The organism is Eggerthella hominis (assembly GCF_014287365.1).
In the GTDB taxonomy this organism is placed as follows: domain Bacteria; phylum Actinomycetota; class Coriobacteriia; order Coriobacteriales; family Eggerthellaceae; genus Eggerthella; species Eggerthella guodeyinii.
The window spans coordinates 1-25065 of record NZ_JACOOA010000002.1; the positions used below are offsets into that span (position 1 = coordinate 1).

22 protein-coding genes and 1 tRNA gene are annotated in these 25065 nt (G+C 66.4%); 2 read left to right on the forward strand and 21 right to left on the reverse strand.

The annotated features are described in order from the left end of the window. Nucleotides 1–446: 446 nt before the first annotated feature. The 5 genes from H8S61_RS04800 to H8S61_RS04820 all read right to left on the reverse strand — a co-directional run bounded on the left by H8S61_RS04800 (nucleotide 447) and on the right by H8S61_RS04820 (nucleotide 6173). Nucleotides 447–1262 carry an anti-sigma-I factor RsgI family protein gene (locus tag H8S61_RS04800; RefSeq protein ID WP_186938158.1) on the reverse strand — a complete coding sequence of 272 codons (816 nt, stop codon included), beginning with the start codon at nucleotides 1260–1262 and terminating at the stop codon, nucleotides 447–449. After that, complete coding sequence (locus H8S61_RS04805; protein WP_160943549.1) at nucleotides 1259–1720, reverse strand: RNA polymerase sigma factor; 462 nt, start codon at nucleotides 1718–1720, stop codon at nucleotides 1259–1261. The genes H8S61_RS04800 and H8S61_RS04805 overlap by 4 nt, the downstream gene beginning before the upstream one ends. A 48-nt stretch (nucleotides 1721–1768) precedes the next feature. Beyond that, complete coding sequence (locus H8S61_RS04810; protein WP_366457856.1) at nucleotides 1769–2182, reverse strand: hypothetical protein; 414 nt, start codon at nucleotides 2180–2182, stop codon at nucleotides 1769–1771. A gap of 166 nt (nucleotides 2183–2348) precedes the next feature. Further along, the gene (gene tyrS / locus H8S61_RS04815) at nucleotides 2349–3560 is read right to left on the reverse strand and encodes a tyrosine--tRNA ligase (protein WP_160943547.1); all 1212 of its coding nucleotides are present in this window, start codon (nucleotides 3558–3560) and stop codon (nucleotides 2349–2351) included. Between the two features lie 144 nt (nucleotides 3561–3704). Beyond that, a complete protein-coding gene (locus H8S61_RS04820) occupies nucleotides 3705–6173 on the reverse strand; it encodes a U32 family peptidase (RefSeq protein ID WP_186938161.1) in 2469 nt (822 codons plus the stop codon). Between the two features lie 161 nt (nucleotides 6174–6334). Between H8S61_RS04820 and H8S61_RS04825 the strand changes: the two genes are divergently transcribed. Next, on the forward strand, nucleotides 6335–8509 hold the full coding sequence (locus tag H8S61_RS04825; RefSeq protein WP_186938162.1) for a transglycosylase domain-containing protein: 2175 nt from the start codon (nucleotides 6335–6337) through the stop codon (nucleotides 8507–8509). 77 nt (nucleotides 8510–8586) lie between these two features. On the opposite strand, the gene leuB is transcribed toward H8S61_RS04825, so the two are convergent. From leuB to H8S61_RS04855, 6 genes are all read right to left on the reverse strand, one after another. Continuing rightward, a complete protein-coding gene (gene leuB, locus H8S61_RS04830; protein ID WP_186938163.1) occupies nucleotides 8587–9696 on the reverse strand; it encodes a 3-isopropylmalate dehydrogenase in 1110 nt (369 codons plus the stop codon). Nucleotides 9697–9700: 4 nt separating this feature from the next. Then, nucleotides 9701–10198: a 3-isopropylmalate dehydratase small subunit gene (locus H8S61_RS04835; protein ID WP_101721612.1), complete on the reverse strand. Its 498-nt coding sequence runs from the start codon at nucleotides 10196–10198 to the stop codon at nucleotides 9701–9703. 14 nt (nucleotides 10199–10212) lie between these two features. Continuing rightward, nucleotides 10213–11481 (reverse strand): 3-isopropylmalate dehydratase large subunit, encoded by a 1269-nt coding sequence (gene leuC / locus H8S61_RS04840; protein WP_101721611.1) that lies wholly within the window; start codon nucleotides 11479–11481, stop codon nucleotides 10213–10215. Nucleotides 11482–11636: 155 nt separating this feature from the next. Continuing rightward, nucleotides 11637–12158, reverse strand: a complete 522-nt coding sequence (locus H8S61_RS04845) for a spore coat protein SP96 (RefSeq protein ID WP_186938164.1) — start codon at nucleotides 12156–12158, stop codon at nucleotides 11637–11639. Nucleotides 12159–12313: 155 nt separating this feature from the next. Further along, the gene (locus H8S61_RS04850) at nucleotides 12314–13219 is read right to left on the reverse strand and encodes a peptidoglycan-binding domain-containing protein (RefSeq protein ID WP_160943541.1); all 906 of its coding nucleotides are present in this window, start codon (nucleotides 13217–13219) and stop codon (nucleotides 12314–12316) included. Nucleotides 13220–13313: 94 nt separating this feature from the next. Next, nucleotides 13314–14363 carry a polyprenyl synthetase family protein gene (locus tag H8S61_RS04855; protein WP_009306187.1) on the reverse strand — a complete coding sequence of 350 codons (1050 nt, stop codon included), beginning with the start codon at nucleotides 14361–14363 and terminating at the stop codon, nucleotides 13314–13316. Nucleotides 14364–14568: 205 nt separating this feature from the next. Here H8S61_RS04855 and H8S61_RS04860 point away from each other — a divergent pair, with 205 nt between their 5' ends. Next, a complete protein-coding gene (locus H8S61_RS04860; RefSeq protein ID WP_015760044.1) occupies nucleotides 14569–14877 on the forward strand; it encodes a carboxymuconolactone decarboxylase family protein in 309 nt (102 codons plus the stop codon). Between the two features lie 48 nt (nucleotides 14878–14925). On the opposite strand, the gene H8S61_RS04865 is transcribed toward H8S61_RS04860, so the two are convergent. The 10 genes from H8S61_RS04865 to H8S61_RS04910 all read right to left on the reverse strand — a co-directional run bounded on the left by H8S61_RS04865 (nucleotide 14926) and on the right by H8S61_RS04910 (nucleotide 25022). Continuing rightward, nucleotides 14926–15010: transfer RNA gene (locus tag H8S61_RS04865), tRNA-Leu, on the reverse strand. A gap of 65 nt (nucleotides 15011–15075) precedes the next feature. Beyond that, nucleotides 15076–16059, reverse strand: coding sequence for a Ppx/GppA phosphatase family protein (locus H8S61_RS04870; RefSeq protein ID WP_160943537.1), 984 nt, complete (start codon nucleotides 16057–16059; stop codon nucleotides 15076–15078). Between the two features lie 19 nt (nucleotides 16060–16078). Further along, entirely contained in the window at nucleotides 16079–17098 is a 1020-nt protein-coding gene (locus H8S61_RS04875) for an FtsB family cell division protein (RefSeq protein ID WP_222617608.1), read from the reverse strand. A gap of 184 nt (nucleotides 17099–17282) precedes the next feature. Then, nucleotides 17283–17663 carry a metal-dependent transcriptional regulator gene (locus H8S61_RS04880; protein WP_009306183.1) on the reverse strand — a complete coding sequence of 127 codons (381 nt, stop codon included), beginning with the start codon at nucleotides 17661–17663 and terminating at the stop codon, nucleotides 17283–17285. A gap of 447 nt (nucleotides 17664–18110) precedes the next feature. Next, the gene (locus H8S61_RS04885; RefSeq protein WP_186938165.1) at nucleotides 18111–18341 is read right to left on the reverse strand and encodes a FeoB-associated Cys-rich membrane protein; all 231 of its coding nucleotides are present in this window, start codon (nucleotides 18339–18341) and stop codon (nucleotides 18111–18113) included. 69 nt (nucleotides 18342–18410) lie between these two features. Beyond that, the gene (locus H8S61_RS04890) at nucleotides 18411–20948 is read right to left on the reverse strand and encodes a FeoB small GTPase domain-containing protein (protein WP_186938166.1); all 2538 of its coding nucleotides are present in this window, start codon (nucleotides 20946–20948) and stop codon (nucleotides 18411–18413) included. A 148-nt stretch (nucleotides 20949–21096) separates the two neighbouring features. Continuing rightward, nucleotides 21097–21333 carry a FeoA family protein gene (locus H8S61_RS04895; RefSeq protein WP_154334802.1) on the reverse strand — a complete coding sequence of 79 codons (237 nt, stop codon included), beginning with the start codon at nucleotides 21331–21333 and terminating at the stop codon, nucleotides 21097–21099. Nucleotides 21334–21457: 124 nt separating this feature from the next. After that, a complete protein-coding gene (locus H8S61_RS04900) occupies nucleotides 21458–21763 on the reverse strand; it encodes a FeoA family protein (protein WP_235905380.1) in 306 nt (101 codons plus the stop codon). 137 nt (nucleotides 21764–21900) lie between these two features. Continuing rightward, nucleotides 21901–23940: a copper-translocating P-type ATPase gene (locus tag H8S61_RS04905; RefSeq protein ID WP_222617609.1), complete on the reverse strand. Its 2040-nt coding sequence runs from the start codon at nucleotides 23938–23940 to the stop codon at nucleotides 21901–21903. Between the two features lie 137 nt (nucleotides 23941–24077). Continuing rightward, nucleotides 24078–25022: an alpha/beta hydrolase gene (locus H8S61_RS04910; protein ID WP_186938168.1), complete on the reverse strand. Its 945-nt coding sequence runs from the start codon at nucleotides 25020–25022 to the stop codon at nucleotides 24078–24080. Between the last annotated feature and the right edge of the window lie 43 nt (nucleotides 25023–25065).

The following is a 25065-nucleotide window of genomic DNA, read 5'->3' on the forward strand; positions in this document are numbered from 1 at the left end:
GCCCTCGCCCGCCCCCCGTCTCGGGGATGCGCGCTCGGGCCGGGTTTCCGTTCGCAAGAATCGTTTGCTTGGCTTGTTCTTCTTTCGCTACTCAGTATCCGGTTTTCAAGGTTCTGCGGTATCCTTTCGGACCCCGCTGCGCTTTCGTGTTTCAAGCGCGTAAGGAGATATATTACTGTATCGTTTCCTTCCCGTCAAGAACTTTTTTCAAAATTCTTTGAAGCTCGTTCGGAGGACGTTCATCTCCTTGGTGCTTCGGGGAAGATCCGTTCCGCGCTCTCCTCAAACGCGGGTTTTGTATATTACCCGTAAGGTGTACGTAAGGCAATGGGTAATTTTGCAAAAATTCGAACTTTTTCACGTGCCTACATAAAACACCAGGTGAAAAGCCATAGAGCCGTTAAAGTTATGCGGCACCCTCCACGAGTGCCACACATACCGACCGATTATCGACTCTCTTTACCGTGCCGTCCCCCACCGCCGCCGTGACGGTGCTGACCGTTTCCGGAGTCGCCGCCCTCGGCTTCGTCGGGAGAAAGCGCCGCGATACGGTCGCGCAACTCGTGCATAGAAAGGCTCGCGCACTCCTCGAGCGTCACGCTGGGATCGAGCTCCATGAGCTCGAGGGCGGCACGGTAGCGGCCGACGCCCATGCCGGCGGAGGTGGCGGCCTCGCGCGTGCCCTCGTCGACGGCGTGGCAGGAGCCGCGGCAGGGCAATGCGCTCAGGCACTCGTCGCTTTGCCGGCGGATGGCCTCCGCTTGACGGTCGTCGTCGGAGGTGACGCTGATCTCCACATACGAATCCTCCTGCGCGTAGGGCGAGAACGCCTCGCTTTGCGTGAGAAGGTTCAGGGCCTCGGCGTACCCGCGCCCCGTGAGCGATACGGCGTCGAGCAACGTCTCCCCATCGCTATTGAGCGCCTCGGCTTGCACGACGATGCCGAACCGGTTCACGCCGAGCTCGATGGACGGATTGACGTCGATGCCTACATAGGTGGTGGGTTGCGCATAGGCGAAGCCGCCGAAGCCCACGACCGCCAGCACGAGGCATGCGGCAAGCGCCGCCACGGCGCGGCGCAGGGGAAGCATGCGTCCGCGGGCGCGTTTGCGCGGCGCGGACGCAGGCTCCGCCGGGGTCGTTTCCACCGTTTCAACCTTTTCCGCAACGCTCGCTATAGAGGTAAGGGCGCGGTGCTTCACGTCGTCGGGAACGGTTACGTCGTCGAACGCCTGGCGCACGCGTGTTTCGAGATCGGTCATGACAGCACCTCCTGCAAAAGCTTCTTTCCGCGCGCGAGCCACGAGTACACCGTGTTGACGGGGGCATCCACCATCTGCGCGATTTCGGGAGCGGTGTACCCCTCGTACAGGGAGAGGTAAAGGGGCGTACGGGGCGGATCGTCGAGGGAGCGCATGGCGTCCACCACCTCGCTGGAGAACGACGCCGGTTGCGTGGCCGGGTCGCTCGAGGGCGCGCAGGCCGCTTCGGCCGCCGCATCGAGCGGCACCACGCGGCGGCCTGCGGCCTTGAGCATGTCCTTGCATATATTGGCAGCCACGCGAATGAGCCAGGCCTTGCGGTGCTCGTCGTCGTTGAACGCCACGTGATCGGCGAGCGCGTACTTCAGGAACGCGTCTTGGAAGGCATCCTGGGCGTCGGTATGGGCGCGGAAGTACAGCACGCACACGCGCCACACGGCGTCGCCGTGTCGCTCCATCGCCCCCTCGATGTCTCCTGCCGATCGCACGTTCGTCGAATGCTGACGCTAGCGACGCATGCAGCCGTGGTGACCGCCGCCGTTGCCGGCACCATAGCCGGAACCGCCGCCGTTGCCAGTGCCGGTACCGTTGCCGGCGCCGCAGCCGTGATGCGCTCCCGTACCGTAGTTGTCGCAGACGCCGTCGTTGTCTGCGTCGATATATCCGGTGCAGCCAGCTTGACCGTCGGCGTAGTTGTCGCAGACGCCGTCGTTGTCGCGATCGACGTACTCGCCGCGCACGGTGGCGATGGCTGCGCCGACGGTTGCGGCGGCGTCGCTGTCGCCTGCGGCGCGCATCGCATGGTGCGCAAGCGAGCCGGAGCCGTCGGCGGGGCACCACGTTTGCTGCATGCCGTTGGCGAATGCGATGGTGGGCACGGCCAAAATCACCAGCGCCACGGCGGCCACGATTGCGATCACGTTCTTCTTCATTGCGTTCAGTCCTCCTGTAGTCCGTTCGTTTCGTCCTTCATCTACAAAACGAACGAGGGGCGCGAATCCTTGCAAGCATTTTGAAAAGTTTCCGAAACGCGCAGCAGGCGACCCGAAGATCGCCTGCTGTATGCATGATACGGTGCGTTGCCGGTTAGACCAGCTTCACGAACTTGCGCTTGCCCACCTGCAAGGTCGCCCCGGCAAGCGTCGACGGATCGACGTTGTAGGACTTCGCGGGAAGGGCCTCCCCGTTCACCTTGACGCCGCCGCCGTCGATGAGGCGACGCGCCTCGCCGGCGCTGGCAGCCATGCCGGCATCGGCCAGCAGCTTCGCCAGATAGACGGTGCCGTCGTCGTTGGGCGTGAGATCGGCTGCGAACTCGGGGATGTCGTCGGGCACGGCGTGCTGCTTGAACACGAGGTCGAACTGCTCCTCGGCAGCCTGCGCCGCCGCCTCGTCGTAGTACGCCGCCACGATGTTCTGCGCCAACGCGCGCTTCACCTTGTTGGGATGCAGCTCGTCGGCGGCCAGACCGCGCTCGACCTCGTCGATCTCGTCGACCGGCAGCGCCGAAGCGAGGCGGTAGTACTTCACCATGAGCTCGTCGGGAATGGACATGACCTTGCCGAACATGTCGGCGGGCTCGTCGGTGAGGCCGATGTAGTTGCCGTAGCTCTTGGACATCTTCTGCACGCCGTCGGTGCCCTCGAGCAGCGGGAGCGTCAGGCACACCTGCGGCTCCATGCCCATCTTCTCCATGAGCTCGCGGCCTGCGAGCAGGTTGAACAGCTGATCGGTACCGCCCAGCTCGACGTCGGCCTTGATGACGACCGAGTCGTAGGCCTGCATGAGCGGGTAGAGGAACTCGTGCAGGCTGATGGGCTGGCTGCTGGTGTATCGCTTGTGAAAGTCGTCGCGCTCGAGGATGCGGGCCACCGTGAAGTTGCTGGCCAGCTTCAGCAGGCCCTCCATGTCGAGGGCGAGCAGCCACTCGGAGTTGTAGCGCAGCGTGGTCTTCTCGGGGTCGAGGATCTTGAACGCCTGGTCGACGTAGGTCTGGGCGTTCGCCTTGATCTGCTCGGACGTGAGCTGCGGGCGCGTGGAGTTGCGGCCCGACGGATCGCCGATGAGCGCGGTGCCGTCGCCGATGATGAGCGTGACGCCGTGGCCGAGGTCCTGGAACTGACGCAGCTTGCGCAGCGGCACGGCGTGTCCGAGATGGATGTCGGGAGCCGTGGGATCGACGCCCAGCTTGATGTTGAGCGGCTCGCCCCGCTTGAGCTTCTCGAGCAGCGCGCTCTCCGGCACGATCTGCGCCGCGCCGGAAGCGATGGTGTGCAGTTGTTCTTCCGCGGAAAGCATGATCTCCTCTTTCTATATATACACGTAGCTCATGATTCTATCATAGGGGGCAAGGAAGGGGCGCGGGAGGCTGCGAGGGATGCGGGGGGGGGCGTTGGTTGCGCCCGCGTAGAGGTGGGTGGCTCAACGCGGGCGCAGGGGAGGTTAGGAGACTCCCCTGAACAGGTGGCCGCTGGTGGTGCCGGGGGTTTTGGCGATGGCGTTGCCGTCGGCGTGGGCCACGTTGCGCGCGCGAACGGCGCGCTGCACGGCCTTCGTCGTCTCCTCGACGTTCATGAGCGTCGTGTCCACCATGAACGACGTCACGCCGGCGTGGATGAGATCGGGCAGCGTCTGCGCCACGTCGAGCTGCACGCCGTTGAACAGGTGGCTGCGGCCCATGGCATCGGTGATGACCGGGAACTCGTACTCCTTGCGGTCGCGCAGGTAGTGCGGGCTCTTGCGCCGCGGGCACGCGTCGCAGTTCTCGTCGCAGGGGCCCTGGCTCATGAGCAGGCAGTGCTCGGTGACCATGAGCTCCTGGGCGCCGATGATGGTGAGGCCGAGCTCGACCGGAGCATCCTCGGCGATGTCGGCGATCTGCCCCAACGTGAGTTCGGGCGACAGCCACACGCGCCGCGCGCCCAACTCGGCGGCGGCGGCCAGCGACAGCGGGTTCGTGATGGGCACGTGCGGGCCCACCTCCACCTCGGCACCGAATTCGGCCGCGCGCACGAGCCCGGCCAGGTTCTCGGCGACGACCGGCTTGCCCGGCTTGACGTAGCGCCAGGGATCGAAGTCGAGGGCCGCCTCGCGCGTGCCCGGAACCTGATCGTGCTCGACGGTGGGCAGGGCGACGACGGCTTGCTTCGGATAGCCGGCCTGCTCGGCGGTCGAGGAGCGCTGGCCGGCCACCACGGCCTCGCCGCGCTTGTAGTTGAGCGCCGGCACGTAGATGATGTCGGCGCCGGCGCGCTTCGCCGCACGGGCGCACGCGGGGTTCGTGGCCCAGGCCGCGATGCGCACGCCGCGCGGGCGCGCGGGCGCGGGAGCCGTGCGCTCCTGCACGCGCGGCAGCGCACGGTCGCGCGTGGGCGCGAGCAGCCGCTCCGCGAGGTCGTCGAGCGCAGCGGCGCGCACGCGATGCAGCTGCGAGAAGCCGATGCCCACGCCCTCGTCGAGCTCCACGTCGAGCGACACGAGCTCGAACGGGGTCTGGCCCAGGCGGTCGATATGCGCCCGCACGTCATCGGCGGCCACCGGCTTCGTGCGCGCAGCCTCCACCGCATCGCCCTCGGCCGAGCCGACGACCGTCGCGGCCGCTTCGCTGTAGGCGGCGCTCGGCGCCAGCGAGAACTCCACGCGCAGCGGCTGGCCGATGCGCAGCACGGCGCGGCCCGTCACCGCCACGCGCGGCTCGAACAGGTCGTCTTCGAACGCCGCCTCGGCGCTGCGCACGCGGAACACGCGGTCGCCCTTCCCCACCGGCCGGTCGGGCGACACGCGCACGTTGCCCTGCGCATCGAGCGACACCTGGTCGAGCGTATAGGCGAAGTGTCCTTTGTTCGTCCAGAATTCCAGCACGTCGCCGACCGCGAGCGGGCGCTCGGCCGCGACGGTGGCGATGCCGTTCTTCGCCGACAGCACGCGTCCCACGAACACGCCGCGGTTGTTCGGACGGCCGTAGCTCATGATGTCGTTGCCCCGCTGGTTTTCCAGGTAAGCCGTGGTGAAGCCGCGCGAGAACGCCTCGGCCAGCGTGGCATGCTCGCCGTCGGTGGCCCGCACGGCCTTGCCGCTTTTCGCATCGCGTTCGGCCAGCACACGGTCGAGCACGGCGCGGTACGTCTGCGTGACGGCGAACACGTACTCGGGAGACTTCATGCGGCCCTCGATCTTGAACGAGGTCACGCCCGCGTCCACGAGCTGCGGAAGCAGGTCGATGGTGCACAAATCCTGGGGAGACAGCAGGTGCTCGCCGGGGGCCGGAAGGTTCTTGCGCAGCGCCATGTTGTGCAGCGTGTAGGGCAGGCGGCACGCCTGGGCGCACAGCCCGCGGTTCGCCGAGCGGCCGCCGATGAGCGACGACATGAAGCACTGTCCCGAGTAGCATACGCACAGCGCGCCGTGGGCGAACGACTCCACCTCCATGTCGAACCCGTCCGCGACCTCCGCAAGGTGCGCGATCTCGGGGATGGACAGCTCGCGGGCGAGCGTCACGCGCTGCGCGCCCAGCTTCGCCGCCGCCTCGATGCCGGCGGCGTTGTGCGTGTTCATCTGCGTGGATATGTGCAGCCGCGCCTCGGGGAGCGTGCGCGCGATCTCGGATGCGATGCCGATGTCCTGCACGATGAACGCATCGGCGCCGGCACGGTACGCCTGGCGCACCGTCTCGAGCGCACGCGCCACCTCGGAGGGCAGCACGGCGGTGTTGAACGTCACGTACACGCGCACGCCGCGCAGATGCGCGTACGCGCATGCGTCGGACAGCGTCTCCAGCGTGAAGTTGTCGGCGCCGCGGCGGGCGTTGAAGGCTTCGAGGCCGAGGTACACGGCGTCTGCCCCGCCGCGCACGGCGGCACGGAGCGCCGCGGCGTTGCCGGCCGGCGCGAGCAGTTCGATGGCATGCTGCATGGTGATTCCTTACCTATATATAGTAGTACGTCGCGCACTCCGTGGAACAGGATGCGATCCGGTATAGAGAGTTCCGTAGTTCTCCGGCCGAACGTTACGATTCGGTATCAGCGCTATGGTAGTATAGTCGAACGATGAAAATTCGGCGAAAACAGCGCGAAATGCGCACCCACGCGGTGAAATGGGCCCTCCTCGTCACGGTGGCAGCCCTGTGCTTTGTCGGCTATGCGGGGGTTCAGGGCGTGCTCGGCGTCATGGACGGCTGGACGAAGGACCTTCCCAGCATCGAAGACACCGATTTCACCAACACGTCCCGCGAGTCCGTGATGTACGCCGGCGACGAATCCACGCTGCTGGCCGAGTTCCAGCTGGAGAAACGCGACCCGGTGACGTACGAGGAGATCAGCCCATACGTGCTGCAGGGCACGGTGGACACCGAGGACGTGCGCTTCTACGAGCACACCGGCGTGGACATCCCCGGCATCGCGCGCGCGTTCGTCAACAACCTGCGCGGCGGCGACCTCGAGGGCGCGTCCACCATCACCCAGCAGCTCGTGCGCAACACCGTGCTGTCCGAAGAAGCGAACGACATTTCGTTCGAGCGCAAGATCCGCGAGGCGCAGTTGGCCGTCGACCTGGAGAAACGCTTCAGCAAAGACGATATCCTCGTCAAGTACCTCAACATCATCAACTACGGCGACGGATGCTACGGCATCGAGGCGGCCGCTCAGAACTACTTCCAGGTGTCGGCGCTCGACCTGACGCTGGCGCAGGCCGCCACGCTCGTGGGCATCCCCCAGTCGCCCACCTACCTCAACCCCAAGGCGTACCCGGATGACTGCCTCGAACGCCGCAACGTGGTGCTCGACCGCATGCTGTCGGCCGGCGACATCACGCAGCAGGAGCACGACGATGCTCAGGCTGAGGAGCTGGGGCTGAACCCGGCGCCCGACGCGCCTGCGGACGGCATTTACGCGTACCCCTACTTCACGAGCTACGTGCGCACGCTGCTGTTCGACGAGAACAACCCCTACGGGTGCTCGTACGCCGACCTGTTCAAGGGCGGGCTGACCATCTACACGTCGCTCGACCCGGCGATGCAGGATGCGGCGCAGGCGGCGGTGGACGACCAGCGCGCGAGCATGGCCGACAACCTGGACGCTTCCATCGTGGCCGTCGACGTGGCGACCGGCCAGGTGAAGGCCATGACGCGCGGCGTGCCCTACGGCCAGGGCGAAGGCGAGAGCCAGGTGAATATCGCTACGGGCGACGGCGGCACGGGCCGTCAGGCCGGCTCCACGTTCAAGGCGTTCACGCTGGCCGCCGCCATCGAGCAGGGCATCTCGCCGCAAACGCTGGTCGATTGCTCGTCGCCCCTGAAGGCAGGCCAGGACGGCGCGCCCCAGGACTTCGAGAACTTCGGCGGCGCGAACTACGGTATCCAATCCATCCAGAGCGCCACGGCCATCTCGTCGAACACCGGCTACCTGCGCCTTTCGAACAGCATCGGCCAGGCGTCCACCACCGAGATGGCGAGCCGCCTGGGCGTGACCTCGCCCATGGATCCCGTGTACACCGCGACCGAGGGCGTGGCCGACGTCAACCCGCTGGAGATGGCCAGCGCCTACGCGACGCTGGCGAGCGGCGGCGTCAAGCGCACCCCCACGGTGATCACGAAGATCCTCGACCGCGACGGCGCCGTCATCTACGAGGCGGGCGACACGAGCGAGCGCGTGTTGGACGAAGCGGTTTCCGCCGCGACGACGAAGGTGCTGGAGACGGTGTTCACGCAGAGCAACGGAACGGGTACGTCCGCCCGGCTGAACAACGGGCAGCCCGTGGCGGGCAAGACGGGCACGGCAAGCCTGTTCACCGACCACTGGCTGGTGGGCTATACGCCCAGCCTGTCGTGCGCCGCGTGGATCGGCGACCCGTCCGGTGCCGTCCCCACCGACACGGCGCTCACCGCGAACGCGCTGTGGAAGGACTTCATGGATCGGGCGACCGACGGCCAGGCCATCGAGAGCTTCCCCACCGTCGCCGACCCGCCGTACAACAACCCGTACAACATCGCCCAGAAGAACAAGCTGGGCAAGAAGGCGGAAGATGCCAAGAAGGACGACGCCGACGACGCCGACAAAGATGCCGACAAGGACGTGAACTCGGCGCCGAGCACCGTGGGCAAGACGTTCGACCAGGCGATCGAGCTGCTGAACGGCTACGAGGCCGGCTACGTGCAGGAGTATTCGGACACCGTGCCGGAGGGCACGGTGATCAGTCAATCGGTGCAGGACGGCCAGGTGGTCATCGTCGTATCGAAGGGGCCGAAACCGTAAGCATAAAAGAAGCGCCCCGATGGGCGCTTCTTTTATGGGCGCTTCTTTTTTTGGGGGCAACGCGAGGAGCGCTGCCGCTACAGGTGCGCCACCACGAGGTCGCCCATGTGGACGGTGCCGACGAGTTTGTCGGCGGGGGTGTCGGCCTGCTTGATGTCGCCGGTGCGCCAGCCCTCGTCGAGCACGGCGGTCACCGCGCGGCGGATGTCGTCGGCGGCCTCGCCCATGTCGAAGCTGTAGCGCAGCATCATCTCGACGGACAGGATCTGCGCGAGCGGGTTCGCGATGCCCTTCCCCGCGATGTCGGGCGCGCTGCCGTGGCTGGGCTCGTACAGCGCCGTGCCGTCGCCGAGGCTGGCGCTGGCCAACATGCCCAACGAGCCGGTGATCTGCGCAGCTTCGTCGGACAGGATGTCGCCGAACATGTTCTCGGTCACCACCACGTCGAAATCGACGGGGCGGCTGATGAGCTGCATGGCCGTGTTGTCCACGAGCAGGTCCTCGAGCTCCACGTCGGGATACTCCTCCGCGCCGATGCGGTGCACGATCTCGCGCCACATGCGGCTCGTCTCCAGCACGTTCGCCTTATCGACGCTGGTCACCTTGTTGCGGCGCTTGCGCGCGGCCTCGAACGCCTGGCGCGCGATGCGCTCGACCTCGTACTCGCGATACTCCAGCGTGTCGTAAGCGCGCTGGCCGGAAGCGCCGTCCGTACCGCAGCCCTCTTCGTCGTAGAAGCGCTCGCGCAGGCCGAAGTACAGGCCGCCGGTCAGCTCGCGCACGATCATCATGTCCACGCCGTCCACGATCTCGGGCTTGAGCGTGGATGCGTCGGCCAGCGCGGCGAAGATCTGCACGGGACGCAGGTTCGTGTACAGGCCCAGCGCCTTGCGGATGCCCAGCAAGCCCTGCTCGGGGCGGGGCTTCGACGGATCGGTGGTGTCCCACTTCGGGCCGCCGACGGCCGCCAGCAGCACGGCGTCGGACGTTTCGGCCACGCGCAGCGTCTCCTCCGGCAGCGCAACGCCCGTCGCGTCGATGGCGCATCCGCCCAGCAGCGCCTCGGTGTACGAGAACGCCGTATCGTACTTCGCGCCCACCGCGTTCAGCACCTTGACGCCCTCGGCGATGATCTCGGGGCCGATGCCGTCGCCGGGAAGCAGGCAGATATTGTAGGTTTTGGTCATGGCTCTACTCCTCGCCAAGCTTCGCTTTCGTGCGGTTGATCAGGCCGCCGGCTTCGATGATCTCGCGGATGAACGGGGGGAACGGCTGGGCCTCGAAGGTCTGGCCCGTCGTCTCGTTCACGATGACGCCCGCGTCGGCGTCCACGTTCACCACATCGCCCTGGCTGATGGCGTCCACCGCTTCGGGGCATTCCATGATGGCGAGGCCCGTGTTGATGGAGTTGCGGTAGAAGATGCGCGCGAAGCTCTTGGCGATGACCACGTCGACGCCAGCCGCCTTGATGGCGATGGGCGCGTGCTCGCGCGACGAGCCGCAGCCGAAGTTCTCGTCGGCCACGATGATGTCGCCGGGTTGCACGCGCTCGATGAACGACGTGTCGAGGTCCTCGAGGCAGTGCTTCGCCAGCTCGGCCGGATCGGACGTGGTCAGATAGCGGGCCGGGATGATGACGTCGGTATCGATGTCGCGCCCGTACCGGTGCGCGGTTCCTTTGAATTGCATGGTCGCAGTCCCTCCTAGTCCAAGTCTTCCGGCAGGCCGATGTGGCCGAGCACCGCACTCGCCGCGGCGATGGCCGGCGAGGACAGGTAGACCTCGCTCGTGGGGTCGCCCATGCGGCCGACGAAGTTGCGGTTCGTCGTGGCGATGGCGCGCTCGCCGGCGGCCAGGATGCCCATGTAGCCGCCCAGGCAGGGGCCGCACGTGGGCGTGGACACGGCGCAGTTCGCGTCGAGGAACACGTCCATGAGGCCTTCCTCCATGCACTGGCGGTACACGGCCTGCGTGGCGGGGATCACGATGCAGCGCACGTCGGGATGGACGGTGCGCCCGCGCAGCACGTCGGCGGCCTGGCGCATGTCGACGATGCGGCCGTTCGTGCAGCTGCCGATGACGGCCTGGTCGATCTTGACGTCGCGCGCCTCGGCGGCCGGGCGCGTGTTCGACGGCAGGTGCGGGAACGACACGGTGGGCACGATGGAGGCGGCATCGATCTCGTACACCTTCGCGTACGTCGCATCGGCGTCGGAATGGTACTCGGTGTAGGGGCGCTCGGTACGGCCGTCCATATAGGCGCGCGTCACGTCGTCGACCTCGATGAGACCGGCCTTGCCGCCCGCTTCGATGGCCATGTTCGAGATGCTCATGCGCTCGTCCATGCCCATGGTCCGAATGGCGCTGCCGGTGAACTCCATGGCCTGGTAGAGCGCGCCGTCCACGCCGATCATGCCGATGATGTGCAGGATGACGTCCTTGCCGGTGACGCCGGGGGCAAGCTCGCCCTCGATCTTGAACAGCAGCGACTCGGGCACCTTGAACCACGCCTTGCCGGTGGCGTAGCCCACGCCGGCGTCGGTGGAGCCCACGCCCGTGGCGAACGCGCCCAGCGCGCCGTACGTGCAGGTGTGGCTGTCCGCGCCGATGATGAGGTCGCCCGCGCCGACGACGCCCTGCTCGGGAAGCAGCGCGTGCTCGACGCCCATGCAGCCCACCTCGTAGTAATGGGTGATGCCCTGCTCGCGCGCGAAGTCGCGCACGATCTTGGCCTGCTCGGCGCTCTTGATGTCCTTGTTGGGAACGTAGTGGTCGGGCACGAGGGCGATCTTCGTAGGATCGAACACCTTCTCGACGCCGATCTTGCGGAATTCTTTGACGGCGATGGGGGCGGTGACGTCGTTGGACAGCACGAGGTCGAGATCGCATTCGATCAGCTGACCCGGCTCCACTTCGTCGAGCCCCGCATGGGCGGCGAGGATTTTCTCCGCCATGGTCATGGGACGTGGCATGTGTGCTCCTTTGTGCGGTGGGTCTCGGGCGCCCGCGCTTCCCCGCGCGAACTCCTGGAAATCGCCGTTCATTGTACCACTCGCTTTAGCACGCAAAAGGAAGAGCCCCGGAGGGCTCTTCAATAATGAAGCGATTTACAGATTTTACCGGTCGATTACCAGGATCCGTGGTAGCCGTAGCCGTAGGAACCCGAGTCCAGGCTTCCCATCATCCCGTACACCGCAGCGGAGATCGCGCCGGTGATCAGGAAGCTCATGATGAACCAGAACACGATGTTGATGACGAATCCGATGACGGTGAACTTGAGCGCATCGCTCTTCACCTGCGGCATCTTGTCGACGTTCACGAGCCACGAGATGATGATGCCCGGGATGCCCATGAGAGCGCCCACCACGAGCCAGGCGAACTTCATGCCGCCGGTGAGCTGCATGAGCGGCGCAGGCGGGTAGAATGCCTGGGGCTGCGGCTGGGGCGCGCCGTACATCGGCTGCTGGGGCTGCGGTTGCGGCTGGGGCTGAGGCTGAGGCTGGGGCTGCGCGGGCGGAACCTGCTGGCCCATCGGGGGCTGCTGCTGCGGCATCGGCTCGGTCGGGGGCTCGGGCGTGACGGGAGGCTGCGGCGCCGCGTCGGGCTGCTGCGGGGTGCTGGGATCGGTGTTCTTCATATCGTCAGCCATGATGACCTGCTTTCGACGGATCGGTTGTTGTTGGCAGCAGTATAAAGCCCTCACCTGCGGAAATCAGTACCCTTTGCGCATCCGTCATCGAACCGACACGAGAATACACCAGATGGTGTAGCAGGTGAGGCGAGGCGACGAGAACGCCCGCCGACCTACGACAGCGCGGTGCAGAGGGCGTCGAGGAGAGTGATGGCGAAGTGCTGCGCGGAACGCCCCGCACCCGCGTCCTCCCACATGGTGCTGGGAAGCTCGACGGCGATGCGCGACGGGTTGACGGCGTCGGCCACGCCGATGGCCGTCTCGAGGCGCAGCGACAGCGTTTCCTCGTCCTCGAAGCTGACGCGCGGCACGGTGGTCACCGTCAGCTCGCCCGGCAGGACGATGTGCACGAGCAGCATCGAGTCGTCGGGGGCGACGAGCAGCGAGTCGGCGCTCATGATCTTGGATGCAGGGTTCGTGGCCAGCGCGAGGTTCGACATGCGCGATGCGACGCTGCGCGTGAAATCCTGCGTGCCGAACAGGCACAGCGCGTTGCGCTCGAGTACGTCGGCGGCGCGGGCGAACCCGAGGTGGCTGGAACCGTGTACCGCTTCCTTGCCCTCCCACGAATGGTGGAGGTTGCGGATGGCGGCGTACGTGTAGGCGCCGGCGATGCCGTCGGACGGCAGGCCCAGGTTGAGCTGGAACTTGCGCAGCGCAAGCTCGGTGAACGCGCCGAAGATGCCGTCGGTGGCGCCGCAGGCGAAGCCGAGCGCGCCCAGCGCGTGCTGCAGCTCCAGCACGTCGTGGCCGTGGAAGTGCGGCATGCGCAGGTACAGGGTGCGATCGCCCAGCGTGAACGAGGCGTCGACGAGCGCCGCCCATACCTTCTCGGTCACCTCGTCGGTGAGAGGCAGGCCCGCGCCGCCGCAGAACGCCTGCACGGCCTCGGCCGTGGTATCGCCGAACGCCCCGTCGACGTCGGCGGGATCGAGCAGCCCGATGGTGACGAGGCGCTGCTGCACGTCTTCGACCGCGGGACCGGTGTCATGTCGCTTAATGGTTTCCATGAGCGTCATAGTAACGCAAGAACGAAGCGCCGCCCCAGACGGGACGGCGCTTCCACCAAAGCAACAGAGGCATGTTCCAGCGGCGACAGGCCGTCGGATCAGATTACTTCAAGCGGCTGACGAACCAGTCGGCCATGGAGACGAGGAGGTCGCGGGCCGTGGAGGGGCGCACCATGTCGGTCAGGCGGTTCTTCGCGATGCTCGTGAGGTTCTCGGCGTAGTTGCGCGCGTAGTCGATGCTGCCGGACGCCTCCATGATGGCGACGGCCTCGGCGAGCACGGCCTGGTCCTTCTCCTTCGACGACAGGATGTCGATGAGGCGGTCGCGATCGTCGGAGTGCTGCAGCGCGTGCACCACCATGAGCGTGCGCTTGCCCTCGGTGATGTCGTTGCGGAAGTCCTTCTTCGTGCTCTCCTCGGAGCCCACGAGGTTCAGCAGGTCGTCTTGGATCTGGAACGCGAGGCCAGTGTCCAGGCCGTAGTTGCGCAGCGCCTCGACTTCGACCTCGGTGCCGCCGCCGATGATGGCGCCGATGGCCAGGGGCACCGCGCCGGAGTAATGCGCGGTCTTGTGCGTGGCCATGACCAGGTAGTCTTCAGGCGTGATGTCGTAGCGGCCGTCACGCGCCCATCCGATGTCGAGCGCCTGGCCCTCGATGGTGCGGCGGGTCATGTCGATGAGCTCGGTGATGACGCGCACCTTCGTGGCATCGTCGAGGTTCTCGTCCGACACCACCGTGCCGTTGACGAGGGAGAGCGCGAGGTCGCCCGCGTTGATAGCCAGCCCCATGCCCTCGGTGAGGTGCATGCACGGCTCGCCGCGGCGAAGCTCGGCCTCGTCGGCGATGTCGTCGTGGATGAGGGCCGCGGTATGGAAGTGCTCGATGGCGGCCGCGGCGCTGGTCGCGCGCGCCATGTCGCCGCCCACGGCGCGACAGGCCGCGAAGCAGATGAGCGGACGATGGCGCTTACCGCCGTTCTGGCTGTACGCCATGAGCGGCTGGTACAGGTAGCGGTCCATGTCCGCGTGCGTGCCCTTCGGGATGAAGGAGTTCACCAGGTCGCCCACGCGGTCGGCGTACGACGTCAGGTACTGCTCGAACGACTCGGGAGGTTCTTCTACGGCTGCGATGATTTCGTTGATTGTCTCCATAGCACTTTCTCTGTAGGCCTGGGCGAATGATCCGCTCGACATGGTATCACAAAGAAAAGCGGGCGCTTTCCGTGCGCTGCGCCAGCGGCTTATTTTTCCGGGTTTCTCCGCATATCAGGTTGAGAGTATGCAACGCTTTGCGTCAAGGGACGCTTCGCTTGCTACACTGGGAGCATCAAAAATCCCGCGCGAGAAGGAGGCGTCCATGAACGTCAGCCCCGCATTCCAAGCATTCGCCCAAGAGGCTCCGCAGCACCAGCAGGCATGGTCGGAGGCGGTGCAGGCGCTCGGCGCAGCCAGCGCGCTCGACGACAAGACCGCCGCTCTCGCCTACCTCGCCGTCATGGCGGCGGCGCGTCTCGACAGCGGCCTGCCGTTCCACGTGAAGATGGCGAAGATGCACGGAGCCACGCGCGACGAGGTGATCAGCGCGGTGCTCATCGGGCTGCCGGCCGTCGGCAACGTGGTGACCGCGTCGCTGCCCGCCGTGCTGGAAGCGTACGACGAGGAGTAAGCGGGAGGCGTCGCCTCCGTGGCGCTCGCCGCACCACGAAGCGCAAGGTGGTAGGGGCGGCGGGACTCGAACCCGCAAGGCCGAAGCCGGAAGATTTTAAGTCTCCTGCGTATGCCAATTCCGCCACGCCCCCGCGTGCGGCGGCCCGCTGAAAACGAGCAGGCCCTATGGTAGCAAACTTTATCGGGCGGCGGGACCTCAGCGCGCCGCTTCGTCCAAAATGATGCCGTGGAGAATGTCAGACTCGCTGACCGTGAACGAATCGACGCCGGCCAGGTCGAGCACCGTCTGCAGGATCACCATGCCGGCCACGATGACGGGCGCGCGGCCCGGATCGAGCCCGACGATGCGCTCGCGCTGCGCGAGCGGGACGCGTTCCAGCTGGTCGGCCACCCCGTCGAGCACAGGGCGCGTGATGACGGCCTTGTGCACGCGGGAGGTGTCGTACACCTCCATGCGCTCGTGGATCGACACCACCGTGGTGGCCGTACCGGCCACCGCCACCAACCGCTCGGGCGCGAAGCCCGCCCCGCGCAGCTCGTCGAAGTAGGGGCGCATCCCCTCTTCCACCCACGCCCGGGCCCGTTCGAGCTCGCCGGCGCTGGGAGGGTCGGCCGCGAAGAACTTCTCCGTCACGCGACGGCATCCGATGTTGAAGGAGTGCGAGCGATCGGGCCGGCTGCCCGCGCGCCCGGCGATGACCTCGGTCGAGCCGCCGCCGATGTCCACCACGAGCAGGCGCTCCCCCCGGAAGTCGCACGACGCGCCCGCGAAGGAGAGGGCCGCCTCGCGCTCGCCGGGTATGACGGACAGCGTGACGCCCAGGCCCGCCAACAGCGCCTCGAACTCGTCGGCGTTGCGCGCGTCGCGCGCGGCCGACGTGGCCATGGCCTTCGTCGTGATGGCGGGATGTTCCGGCGTGGCGAACCCGCGCAGCACGTCGAGGAAGCGCGCCACGGCGTCGGCCACGCGCTGCATGGCCGCGGGCTTCAGCACGCCCGTCGCGTCCACGCCCTCGCCGAGGTTCGTGATGGTGTACTCGCGGTCGAGCTCATGGAGCCGTCCCGCCTCGTCCACGTCGGCCACGAGCATGCGGCACGTCACGGTGCCGATGTCGATGGCCGCGTATCGGCCCGCCTGGAAACCGCTTTCGGCACTCTCAGGCTCCGCGATGGCGCTCATGGCGATCCCTTCCCTCGGTCTACTCGACGCCGAACAGGGCGTCCAGAAACGGCGAGTACCACGTCTCCGGCGCCTCGACGCTGCCCGGCGTGATGTTGGCGCGGAACGTGGATGCCTCGTCCTCGTCAAGGTCGAGGCCGCGCACGTTCGCCGTCTCCTCGCCCTTCTTCACCCATCCGAACTGCTCGTGGGCGCGATCCTCGATGCCGGCGTCGGTCTGCAGCGACGAGACGTCGCTTTCGAGGGCGCCGTTGCGCTCCTCGAGCGCCGCGTACTCGGCGGCCAGCTGGTCGCGCTCGCGCAGCGCATGGTAGTACTGCTGCGCCGGCGGGTACAGGAAGGCGCACGAGAGCACGAGGCAGACGGCGACGGCCGCGCTCGCGATGAACTTCGGCGACGACTTGAGCGATGCGAGCGATCCCAGCGAGAAGCCGCGCTTCGCCGAAGCCTGCGGGCTCTCCGCATTCTGCATGCGCGCGGCCTGACGGTGCTTCGCGCCCATCTCGCCCTTGTACACTGCGGCGCGCGGGCCCGATTGCGAGGCGTCGGATGGCTTCGAGCCGCCGAACTGCTTGGTGAACGCGCGCTCGGCCTTGCTCTTGGCGCGTGCCTTCTTGCGCTGCTCCTTGCGGGTCAGGCGGCGCTCTTCGACTTCCTCTTCGGGCTGCTCCTCGATGCGCTCGTCGAGCGAGGAGAAGCGGCCCGTGCCGTACGAGCTCGATGCGCGGCGCGGGCTCGACGACGCCGGACGCGGCGCCGCATGGCGGCCTGCGGGACGATCGAACGTCGATATGCGGGCGAACGAACCGTCGCCGGCTCCCGCGGACGATCGCCGCGCAGCGCCCGACGGGCGCGCGTGCGCCGCCGTTCGCGCGCTCCCCCGCCCCTCGCCTGCCTGGCGGAAGGGCGACTCGAATGCGGGGATGGCATCGACGGAATGGATCACGGGACGCGATTCGGGCGCAGCAGGAGAGGGACGACGCGCACGGGTGTCGCGTTTCGCCTCGTCAAACGAGAGAATATAAGGCTGCGTTGCCAAGGAAAGGGGCTCCTCTGTGCATCGTGTTTCGTGTTTGGTTTGTTTAATGCAGAAGCTGGGGAAAGCATACCACACCGACGCCCGCCCTGCCACCGAGGGCGGGGCGGGCGGGCGCGTCGTTAAGAACTTGTTGAATGCTCGCGTGACCGAGGAAAACGGTCAGGGAAAGCGGGGCGAAACCCGCTTACAGGTCGAGCTTGTTAATATAAGAACTCCATTTTTTGAACGATTCGTCGCTGATGGCGTGCTCCATGAGGCAGGCTTCCTTCTCGGCCTGCTCCTCGGGGATGCCGAGCGCCTTCGTGAGGAACGTGAACAGCATGTGATGGCGGTCGAGAACCGACATGCCGTAGGCGTACCCTTCTTCGGTGAGCGTGATGTCGCCGTAATAGGGCTGGTCGGCAAGACCCTTTTCCTTGAGCGAGCTGATCGCTTTGTTGACCGAGGCCTTCGACACGTCGAGCTTCGTCGCGATGTCGACCGACCTGACCGACACCTCCGTCGTGCCTCCCAGCATCACGATGGCTTCAAGGTAGTCCTCGTGCGACATGGACATTTTTTCCACGGAACCCTCCTTTTGTTCGTCGTTCCATGGTACCACACGACAGGCGGAACCAGTTGAAACCGGATGGCGGTGCAAGGGGTGTTGGAGGAGCCGGCGAGGGAAGGGGGTCCCTCGCCGGCGTGCTGTGTGGTGGACGACCAGACGAGAGGAGAGTCCCCACCACCGTGTCAGCAAAAAGAGGAGGTGCCTGCGGGTTCGATTTCCTCGGCCCCGCTGACAATTGTTAGTCTACGATAACTTTTGCTGCGGGGCAATAAAAGTTTACCATGGTTTACAATTCCTCCACATATCGGAGGGAGGGGGCGACCACGGAGGGGGCGACCACGGCATCCCCGCTCCCCTGCCCCCCTGCCCCCGTGCCCTCTGCCCCCCGTAAACGACGAAACGGATGTTTCACGTGAAACATCCGTTCGTTGATCGCGTTACGACGCTCTGCGTATGGGGCGGTTAGCGGTGCGACTCCACAGCGGCTCGCTTCTGCATGTCGGCCACCATGGCGCTGGCAGCGCCGCAGCCCGAGCAGCCGCCGCATCCTCCGGCGCATCCGCCGTGCGCGTCGTCTCCCTTGTGGCAATCGCACATGCCGTTGCGCACCAAGCGGCGAACCGCGAGGAACACGAGCGCCAGCACGATGAGCGCGACGACCACCGTAGACGGCGTGAACTCCAAACCAAACATAGCGCGTCCTTTCTCGGAACATCGGGGCACAGGCCCGAGGGGGTTCCCTCGGGCCCGAAGCCGCTTCGCCTACGCGACGCTGCCCTCGGCTTCAAGCTCGCCCGCAACCTTGTTCTTCTTCTTGTCGAAGGTGGGCATGGGGCGGAAAATCTGGAACAGCATGCCGGCCAGGACCACGATGGCCACGACCGTCCACACGTTGAAGCCGATCTCGCCGGTAAGCAAGCCGCCGAACTGGTAGAACATCAATCCCACGCACCACGCGAAGATGGTCATGTAGCCGATGGTGAACCAGGTCCACTTCGCGGTGCCCATCTCGCGCCAGATGGTGCCGATGGCGGCGAAGCACGGCGCGCACAGCAGGTTAAAGGCGCAGAAGGCGAGGATGGCCGGCACCGAGCCCGCGAAGAGAGCGGCGAACGCGGCCCACATGGTGGGATCGGCTTCGCCCACATCGCCCAGGCTGGTCAGGATGCCGACCGTGGCGACGACGTTCTCCTTCGCCACAAGGCCGGTGATGGACGTGACGGTTGCCTGCCAGTCTCCGAAGCCGAGCGGCGCGAAGATCCAGCCGATGCCGTTGCCCAGGCCCGCCATGAGGCTGTACTGGATGTAGTCGTCCATCTCGGTATCGAGCAAGCCGAAGCCCTCGCCCGCGTCACCGAAGTTCATGAGCAGCCAGATGACGATGGTGGACAGGAAGATGATCGTACCTGCCTTGACGATGTAGCCCTTGATGCGGTCCCACGTGGACATCAGGATGGATTTCACCGTGGGCATGTGGTAGGAAGGAAGCTCCATGACGAACGGCGAGGTGGGGCCGGCGAACATCTTGGTCTTCTTCAGCATGATGCCGGAGATGATGATGGCGATGACGCCCAGGAAGTAGAACAGCGGGGCGATCCACCAGGTGGCCTCGGTGTTGCCGCCAGCGATGGCGCCGAACACGAGCGCGATGATGGGCATCTTCGCGCCGCAGGGGATCATCGTCGTCGTCATGATGGTCATGCGACGGTCTTTCTCGTTCTCGATGGTCTTCGTGGCCGTGACGGCGGGCACGCCGCAGCCGGACGCGACGAGCATCGGGATGAAGCTCTTGCCCGACAGGCCGAAGCGGCGGAAGACACGGTCCATGATGAACGCGACGCGCGCCAGGTAGCCGCACCCTTCGAGCAGCGCGAGCAGCAGGAACAGGATGATCATCTGGGGAATGAAGCCGATCACGGCGCCGACGCCCGCGACGATGCCGTCCATCACGAGGCTCTGCAGCCACGGGGCGACGTCGACCGCTTCGAGGGCGTTGCCGATGACCGCTCCCAAACCGGGAATCCACAGGCCCCACGAGCCGTCGGAAGCGTCGGGCTCTTCGGCTTCGAGGGCGGTTGCGAAGGCCGCGGCGTCCACCTCGGCGGATTCGCCGGTCTCCTCGTCCTCGACGATGCCGACGACGCCGGCCTTCTCGGCATCCTCCTGGAATGCGGCGAGAGCGCTTTCGTCGGCAGCGGTGGGCTCTTCGGCCTCGAGGGCCGCGGTCGCGCCCTCCACGTCGATGCCGTCTTCCTCGGCAGCGGCGAGGTAGGCTTCGATGTTGGCCTGCTCGCCTTCCCATTCGCCCACGGCCTCTTCGTAGGCCGCGCCGCCGGTGTACAGGAAGCCGTCGCCGGAGATGCCGTCGTTGGCCCAGTCGGTGACCACGCCCGTGCCCACGGAGATGGCCAGGTAGTACACGAGCGCCATGACCACCACGAAGATGGGCAGGCCCAGCCAACGGTTCGTCACCACGCGGTCGATCTTCTGCGTGGTGGTCATGCCCTTGTGCGAGCGCTTCATCGTCTTGTCGATGACGTGCGTGATGGCGTTGTAGCGCTCGGACGTGATGATGCTCTCGGCATCGTCGTCGAGCTTGTTCTCCACCTCTTCGCGAATCGCCTCGACCGCCTTGAGATCGGCGGCGCTGAGCTTCATGTTGGCGACGGTGCGCTCCTCGCCCTCGAACAGCTTGATGGCGAACCAGCGCGCGGTTGCCGGGGACACGCGGTTGCCCAGAATGCCCTCGATCTTCGTGATGGCTTCTTCCACCTGCGCGTCGAAGGGCATCTTCGGCTCGGCGGGCTTGCCGGCCTTCGCCGCCTTGACGGCGGTTTCCATGAGCTCGGCCATGCCGTGCCCCTTGAGCGCCGTCGTCTCGACGATGGGGCAGCCCAGCTGCTTCGACAGGCCGGCCACGTCGATCTTGTCGCCGCTCTTCTTCACGAGGTCCATCATGTTAAGCGCCACCACGACGGGCACGCCCAGATCGAGGATCTGCGTGGTCAGGTACAGGTTGCGCTCGAGGTTCGTCGCGTCCACGAGGTTCACGACGACGTCGGGGCCGCCGTCCAACAGGTAGTCGCGCGTCACGATCTCCTCGGGAGAGTACGGCGACAGCGAGTACACGCCCGGCAAGTCCGTGATGATCACGTCTTTGTCGCGGGTGTACTTCCCTTCCTTTTTCTCAACGGTCACGCCCGGCCAGTTGCCAACGTATTGGCTGGCGCCGGTCAGATCGTTGAACATCGTCGTCTTGCCGCAGTTCGGGTTACCGGCAAGCGCTATGCGAATTCCCATGATCAGCCTTTCCATCTGCTTCGAAGCCGGTCGGGGGTTTGCAATCCCCCGTTGGCTCGTTTTTAAGTTAGCTGCTACTAACTCAGTCCCAAAAAAGAAGCGCCGCGGCGCCTCTATCCTCGTCACCTGGCGCTCACGCCTGGCAACGTCAGCCGACGAGGATGCTCTCCGCCTCGCTCTTGCGCAGCGACAGCTCGTATCCGCGCACCGTGACCTCGATCGGATCGCCCAGCGGCGCGACTTTGCGAACGAACACGCTCGTCCCCTTGGTGATGCCCATGTCCATGATGTGACGCTTGAGCGCGCCCTCGCCCGTCAGGCGACGGACGGTGGCGGTGTCGCCGATGGCCACGTCGCGCAGCGTTCGATCTTGAACTTCTGCCATATGCCCCGTTTCCTTTCCTTGAGGTTCCTTGCGGTGATGCCAACTCGATGCGCGCACGCCAAACGGCACGGCAGATGTTTCACGTGAAACATCCGTTCGTGCTCGTGCGTGGTTTGCGGAGGCGCTACGCGGCGGCGTTCGTGATGATATGCGCCGCGACCTGGCGGTTGAGCGCGACCTGGGTGCCCTTGACCTCGACGATGAGGTCGCCGGCAGCCTCGGATACCACCGTCACCTGCGCGCCCTCGACGAAGCCGAGGTTCTCCAGATGATGATGCAGATCGCCGCGACCGCGCACCTTCGCGATGGTGCCCGTCTCGCCGCCCTTCAGGAACGAAAGCGGCATCTGCTGGCAGGCGATGCCCGGCGCAGACCCTGCGTCCGTACGACCGACCGTTCCCTGCATGCTCGCAACCGTTGCGTTGTCCATGGTGGCTCCCATCGAGTTAGCTTCATGTAACAAAAGTATCTTATAGCAAACTCTCGGGGAATGGAAGCCTTAGCTAACATTTTCCGCATATTGTTGGACTGGGACGAGGACGCTGCAGGGCGCGGGGCGCGGTCGCCTCATTTGTTTTTGAGGGTCATCGCGTTGACGGCGACGATGACGGTGGATAGGCTCATGAGGACCGCGCCCACGGCGGGGCTGAGCAGGATGCCCACCGGCGCGAGGACGCCGGCCGCCAGCGGGATGGCCACGATGTTGTAGCCGGCGCCCCACCAGAGGTTCTGCTTGATCTTGCGCGTGGTGTTCGTGCCGAGGTCGAGCAGGCGCACGATGTCCTCGGGGTCGCTTTTCACGAGCACGACGTCGGCGGAGTCGATGGCGACGTCGGTGCCCGCGCCGATGGCCACGCCCACGTCGGCGCGGGCCAGCGCCGGCGCGTCGTTGATGCCGTCGCCCACCATCATCACCACGTCGCCCGCGTCGCGGCGCTGCTGCACGAGCTGCACCTTGTCCTGCGGCAGCAGGCCGGCGCGGAACTCGTCGATGCCGAGCGCGTGCGCCACGGCGCGGGCCGCCGCCTCGTTGTCGCCGGTGAGCATGACGGGCGCGATGCTGCGCGCCTTGAGCTGTCGCACCGCCTCGCGGGCGGTGGGCTTGATCTGGTCGCCCTGCGCCACCACGCCGCGCACCTCGCCGTCGATCACGAGGTAGCTGACGGTGAGGCCACGGCCTGCCAGCTGGTCGAAGGCGGAACGATCGTAGTGGATGCGCTGCTCGTCCAGGTAGCGCGCGTTCGCGATGAGGGCGTGCGAGCCATTTTCAAGCACGCCCTTCACGCCGACGCCCGCCACGGCCTGCACGTCGCGCACGGCCGCAGGCTGCACGCCGCGCTCATGCGCGGCGGCCACGATGCTGGCGGCCAGCGGGTGCGAAGACGACTGCTCGAGGCCCGCCATGAGCGCGAGCACGCGATCGTCGGCGGGGGCGCCGTCGGCGTCGGGGGCGTCACCGGCGGGGGCGCCCCGCTTCCCCACCGCGCGCACCTCGGCCACGCGGAAGTCGCCCTCGGTGAGCGTGCCCGTCTTGTCCATCATCACCACGTTCACCCGCGGCGCCACCTCGAGGGCGCGTCGGCGGCGCACGAGCAGGCCGTTGCGCGCGCCGAGCGAGGTTGAGCGCGCCGCCACGAGCGGAATGGCCAGGCCCAGCGCGTGCGGGCACGCGATGACGAACACGGTGACCATGCGCGTGAGCGCGTCCGACACGCTGCCGGTGACGGCGAGCCACGCGACGAACGCGACGAGACCGACGCTCACGGCGGCGTAGAACAGCCAGCGCGCCACCTTGTCGGACAGCACCTCGGCGCGCGATTTCTCCTGCTGCGCCTGCGAGACGAGCTGCATGACCTGGGCGAGGTAGCCCGACTGGCCGGTTCCGGTGACGCGCACGTACAGCGTGCCGTCGCCGTTCTGCGAGCCGCCGAACACCGTGTCGCCCTCATGCGCCTCCACGGCGCGCGCCTCGCCCGTGACGAGCGCCTCGTTGACGGACGACGAGCCGTCCGTCACCTCGCCGTCGGCGGGCACCTTCTCCCCCGCCTCCACCATGACGGTTTGGCCCACCTGCACCTCGTCGAGCGGCACGTCGGCGAAGGAGCCGTCCGCCTGCTTCACGTGCGCCTGCGCCGGCAGCAGCTCGGCCATCTCCTTGAGCGCGTCGCCCGCGCCCATGACGGCCCGCATCTCGATCCAATGGCCCAGTAGCATGATGACGATGAGCGTGGCCAATTCCCAGAAGAAGTCCATGTGCATGCCGCCGTCGTGCGCGACGCTGCCCATGGCGAACGCGTACATGCTGTAGACGTAGGCCGTGGTGATGCCGAGCGCCACGAGCGTCATCATGGCGGGCTTGCGGTTGCGCACCTCGTCCGCCGCACCGCGCAGAAACGGCCAGCCGCCGTAGACGAACAGCACCGTGGCCAGCGCGGCCACGAGCCAGTCCGAGCCGGGAAACGACAGCGTGATGGGCAGCGCGAGCCCCATCGGCGACGACAGCAGCAGGATGGGAACCGCCAGCACGAGGCTCACGAAGAACCGCCGCTTGAGGTTCACTCCGTGCATCATCATGCCGCCGGATGAGGCGCTTCGCTCGTGGCCCATCGTCGCTCCTTGCTCTGCGTGGTTCGCCTTGAAAATCGACCGTGAGGAAAATAGTAAGGAGCAGCGCGCGAAACGGCGGACGATGGAGGATTTCGTCACAAAGCGGTAGCCCGCAGGACACCGAGCGGGTCGAAACGTTACGGAAGCTGGCGCTCGATGAACGCGACGCAGGCAGCTTCCATCAACCTCAGGCCCGGTTCCTCGATGGGAAAATGGCCGGCCCCGTCCAGCATCACGGTCTCCTTCTCGCAGGCCAGACGATGGTAGAAGCGGTTGCTCAGCTCGACGTCCGTCCAGCGATCGTCGCCCGGGTGCACCAGGAGCACCGGGCAGGCGCGGAAGCGCTCGGGCTCGACCTCGATCTTCGGATTGAGCATCGCGTGCAGAAACGCGATGGGAACGCGTGCGCCGGACGAGGTTTCGTCTCGCATCAGGAGGTCGACGAGCGCTTCGTCGTTGGCAATGGCCTTCATGTTGCTTACGAGCTTCATCGGCAGCTCCGTCCGCCCGGCGCACGCGTTGAGGAGGGAGACGAGCGGCCGTGCGACCGCGCCCAGAAGAGGGCTGCTGGCGGTGCGCGCGGCAACCACCCGATCGCGCTGGTCGAGCAGGCACGTGACGATGAGGCCGGCGACGCCGTCGCACGCGCAAGCGATCTGGTAGGCCAGCATGCCGCCGGCGCTCAACCCGAAGAGGAAGAGGGGCGGCGAGCCCTCCCCCGTTCCCCGCTCCCCTTGGAAGTGCTCCACGATGCGCGTCCCGCACGTCACCCACGTGTCGTAGGTGACGACGCCCTCGCAACGGGTGTGGCCGTAGAGGGGCAGGTCGGGGCACACGACCTCGAACCCATGGCGCATCAAAGGCACGGCGACGAACGAGAGCAAGCGTCCGTTCCCCCCGACGCCGTGGAACAGCACGATCCTCGCGCGCGGCGATGCGGGCCGATAATGGTCGATGTGCACGTCGGCGCCGGGCAAGGTCAAAACGTACTCGTCGGGCATCGTGCTCGCCGTCAACCGATTGCCTTCCGGCAGAAACGATTGGGCTTCCACCCAAACCGGATCGTGTTCGTAGCCGTCCATGGGGACCCCAATCCTCTTGTGCGCGTCGGGCGGCGCGTGGAAA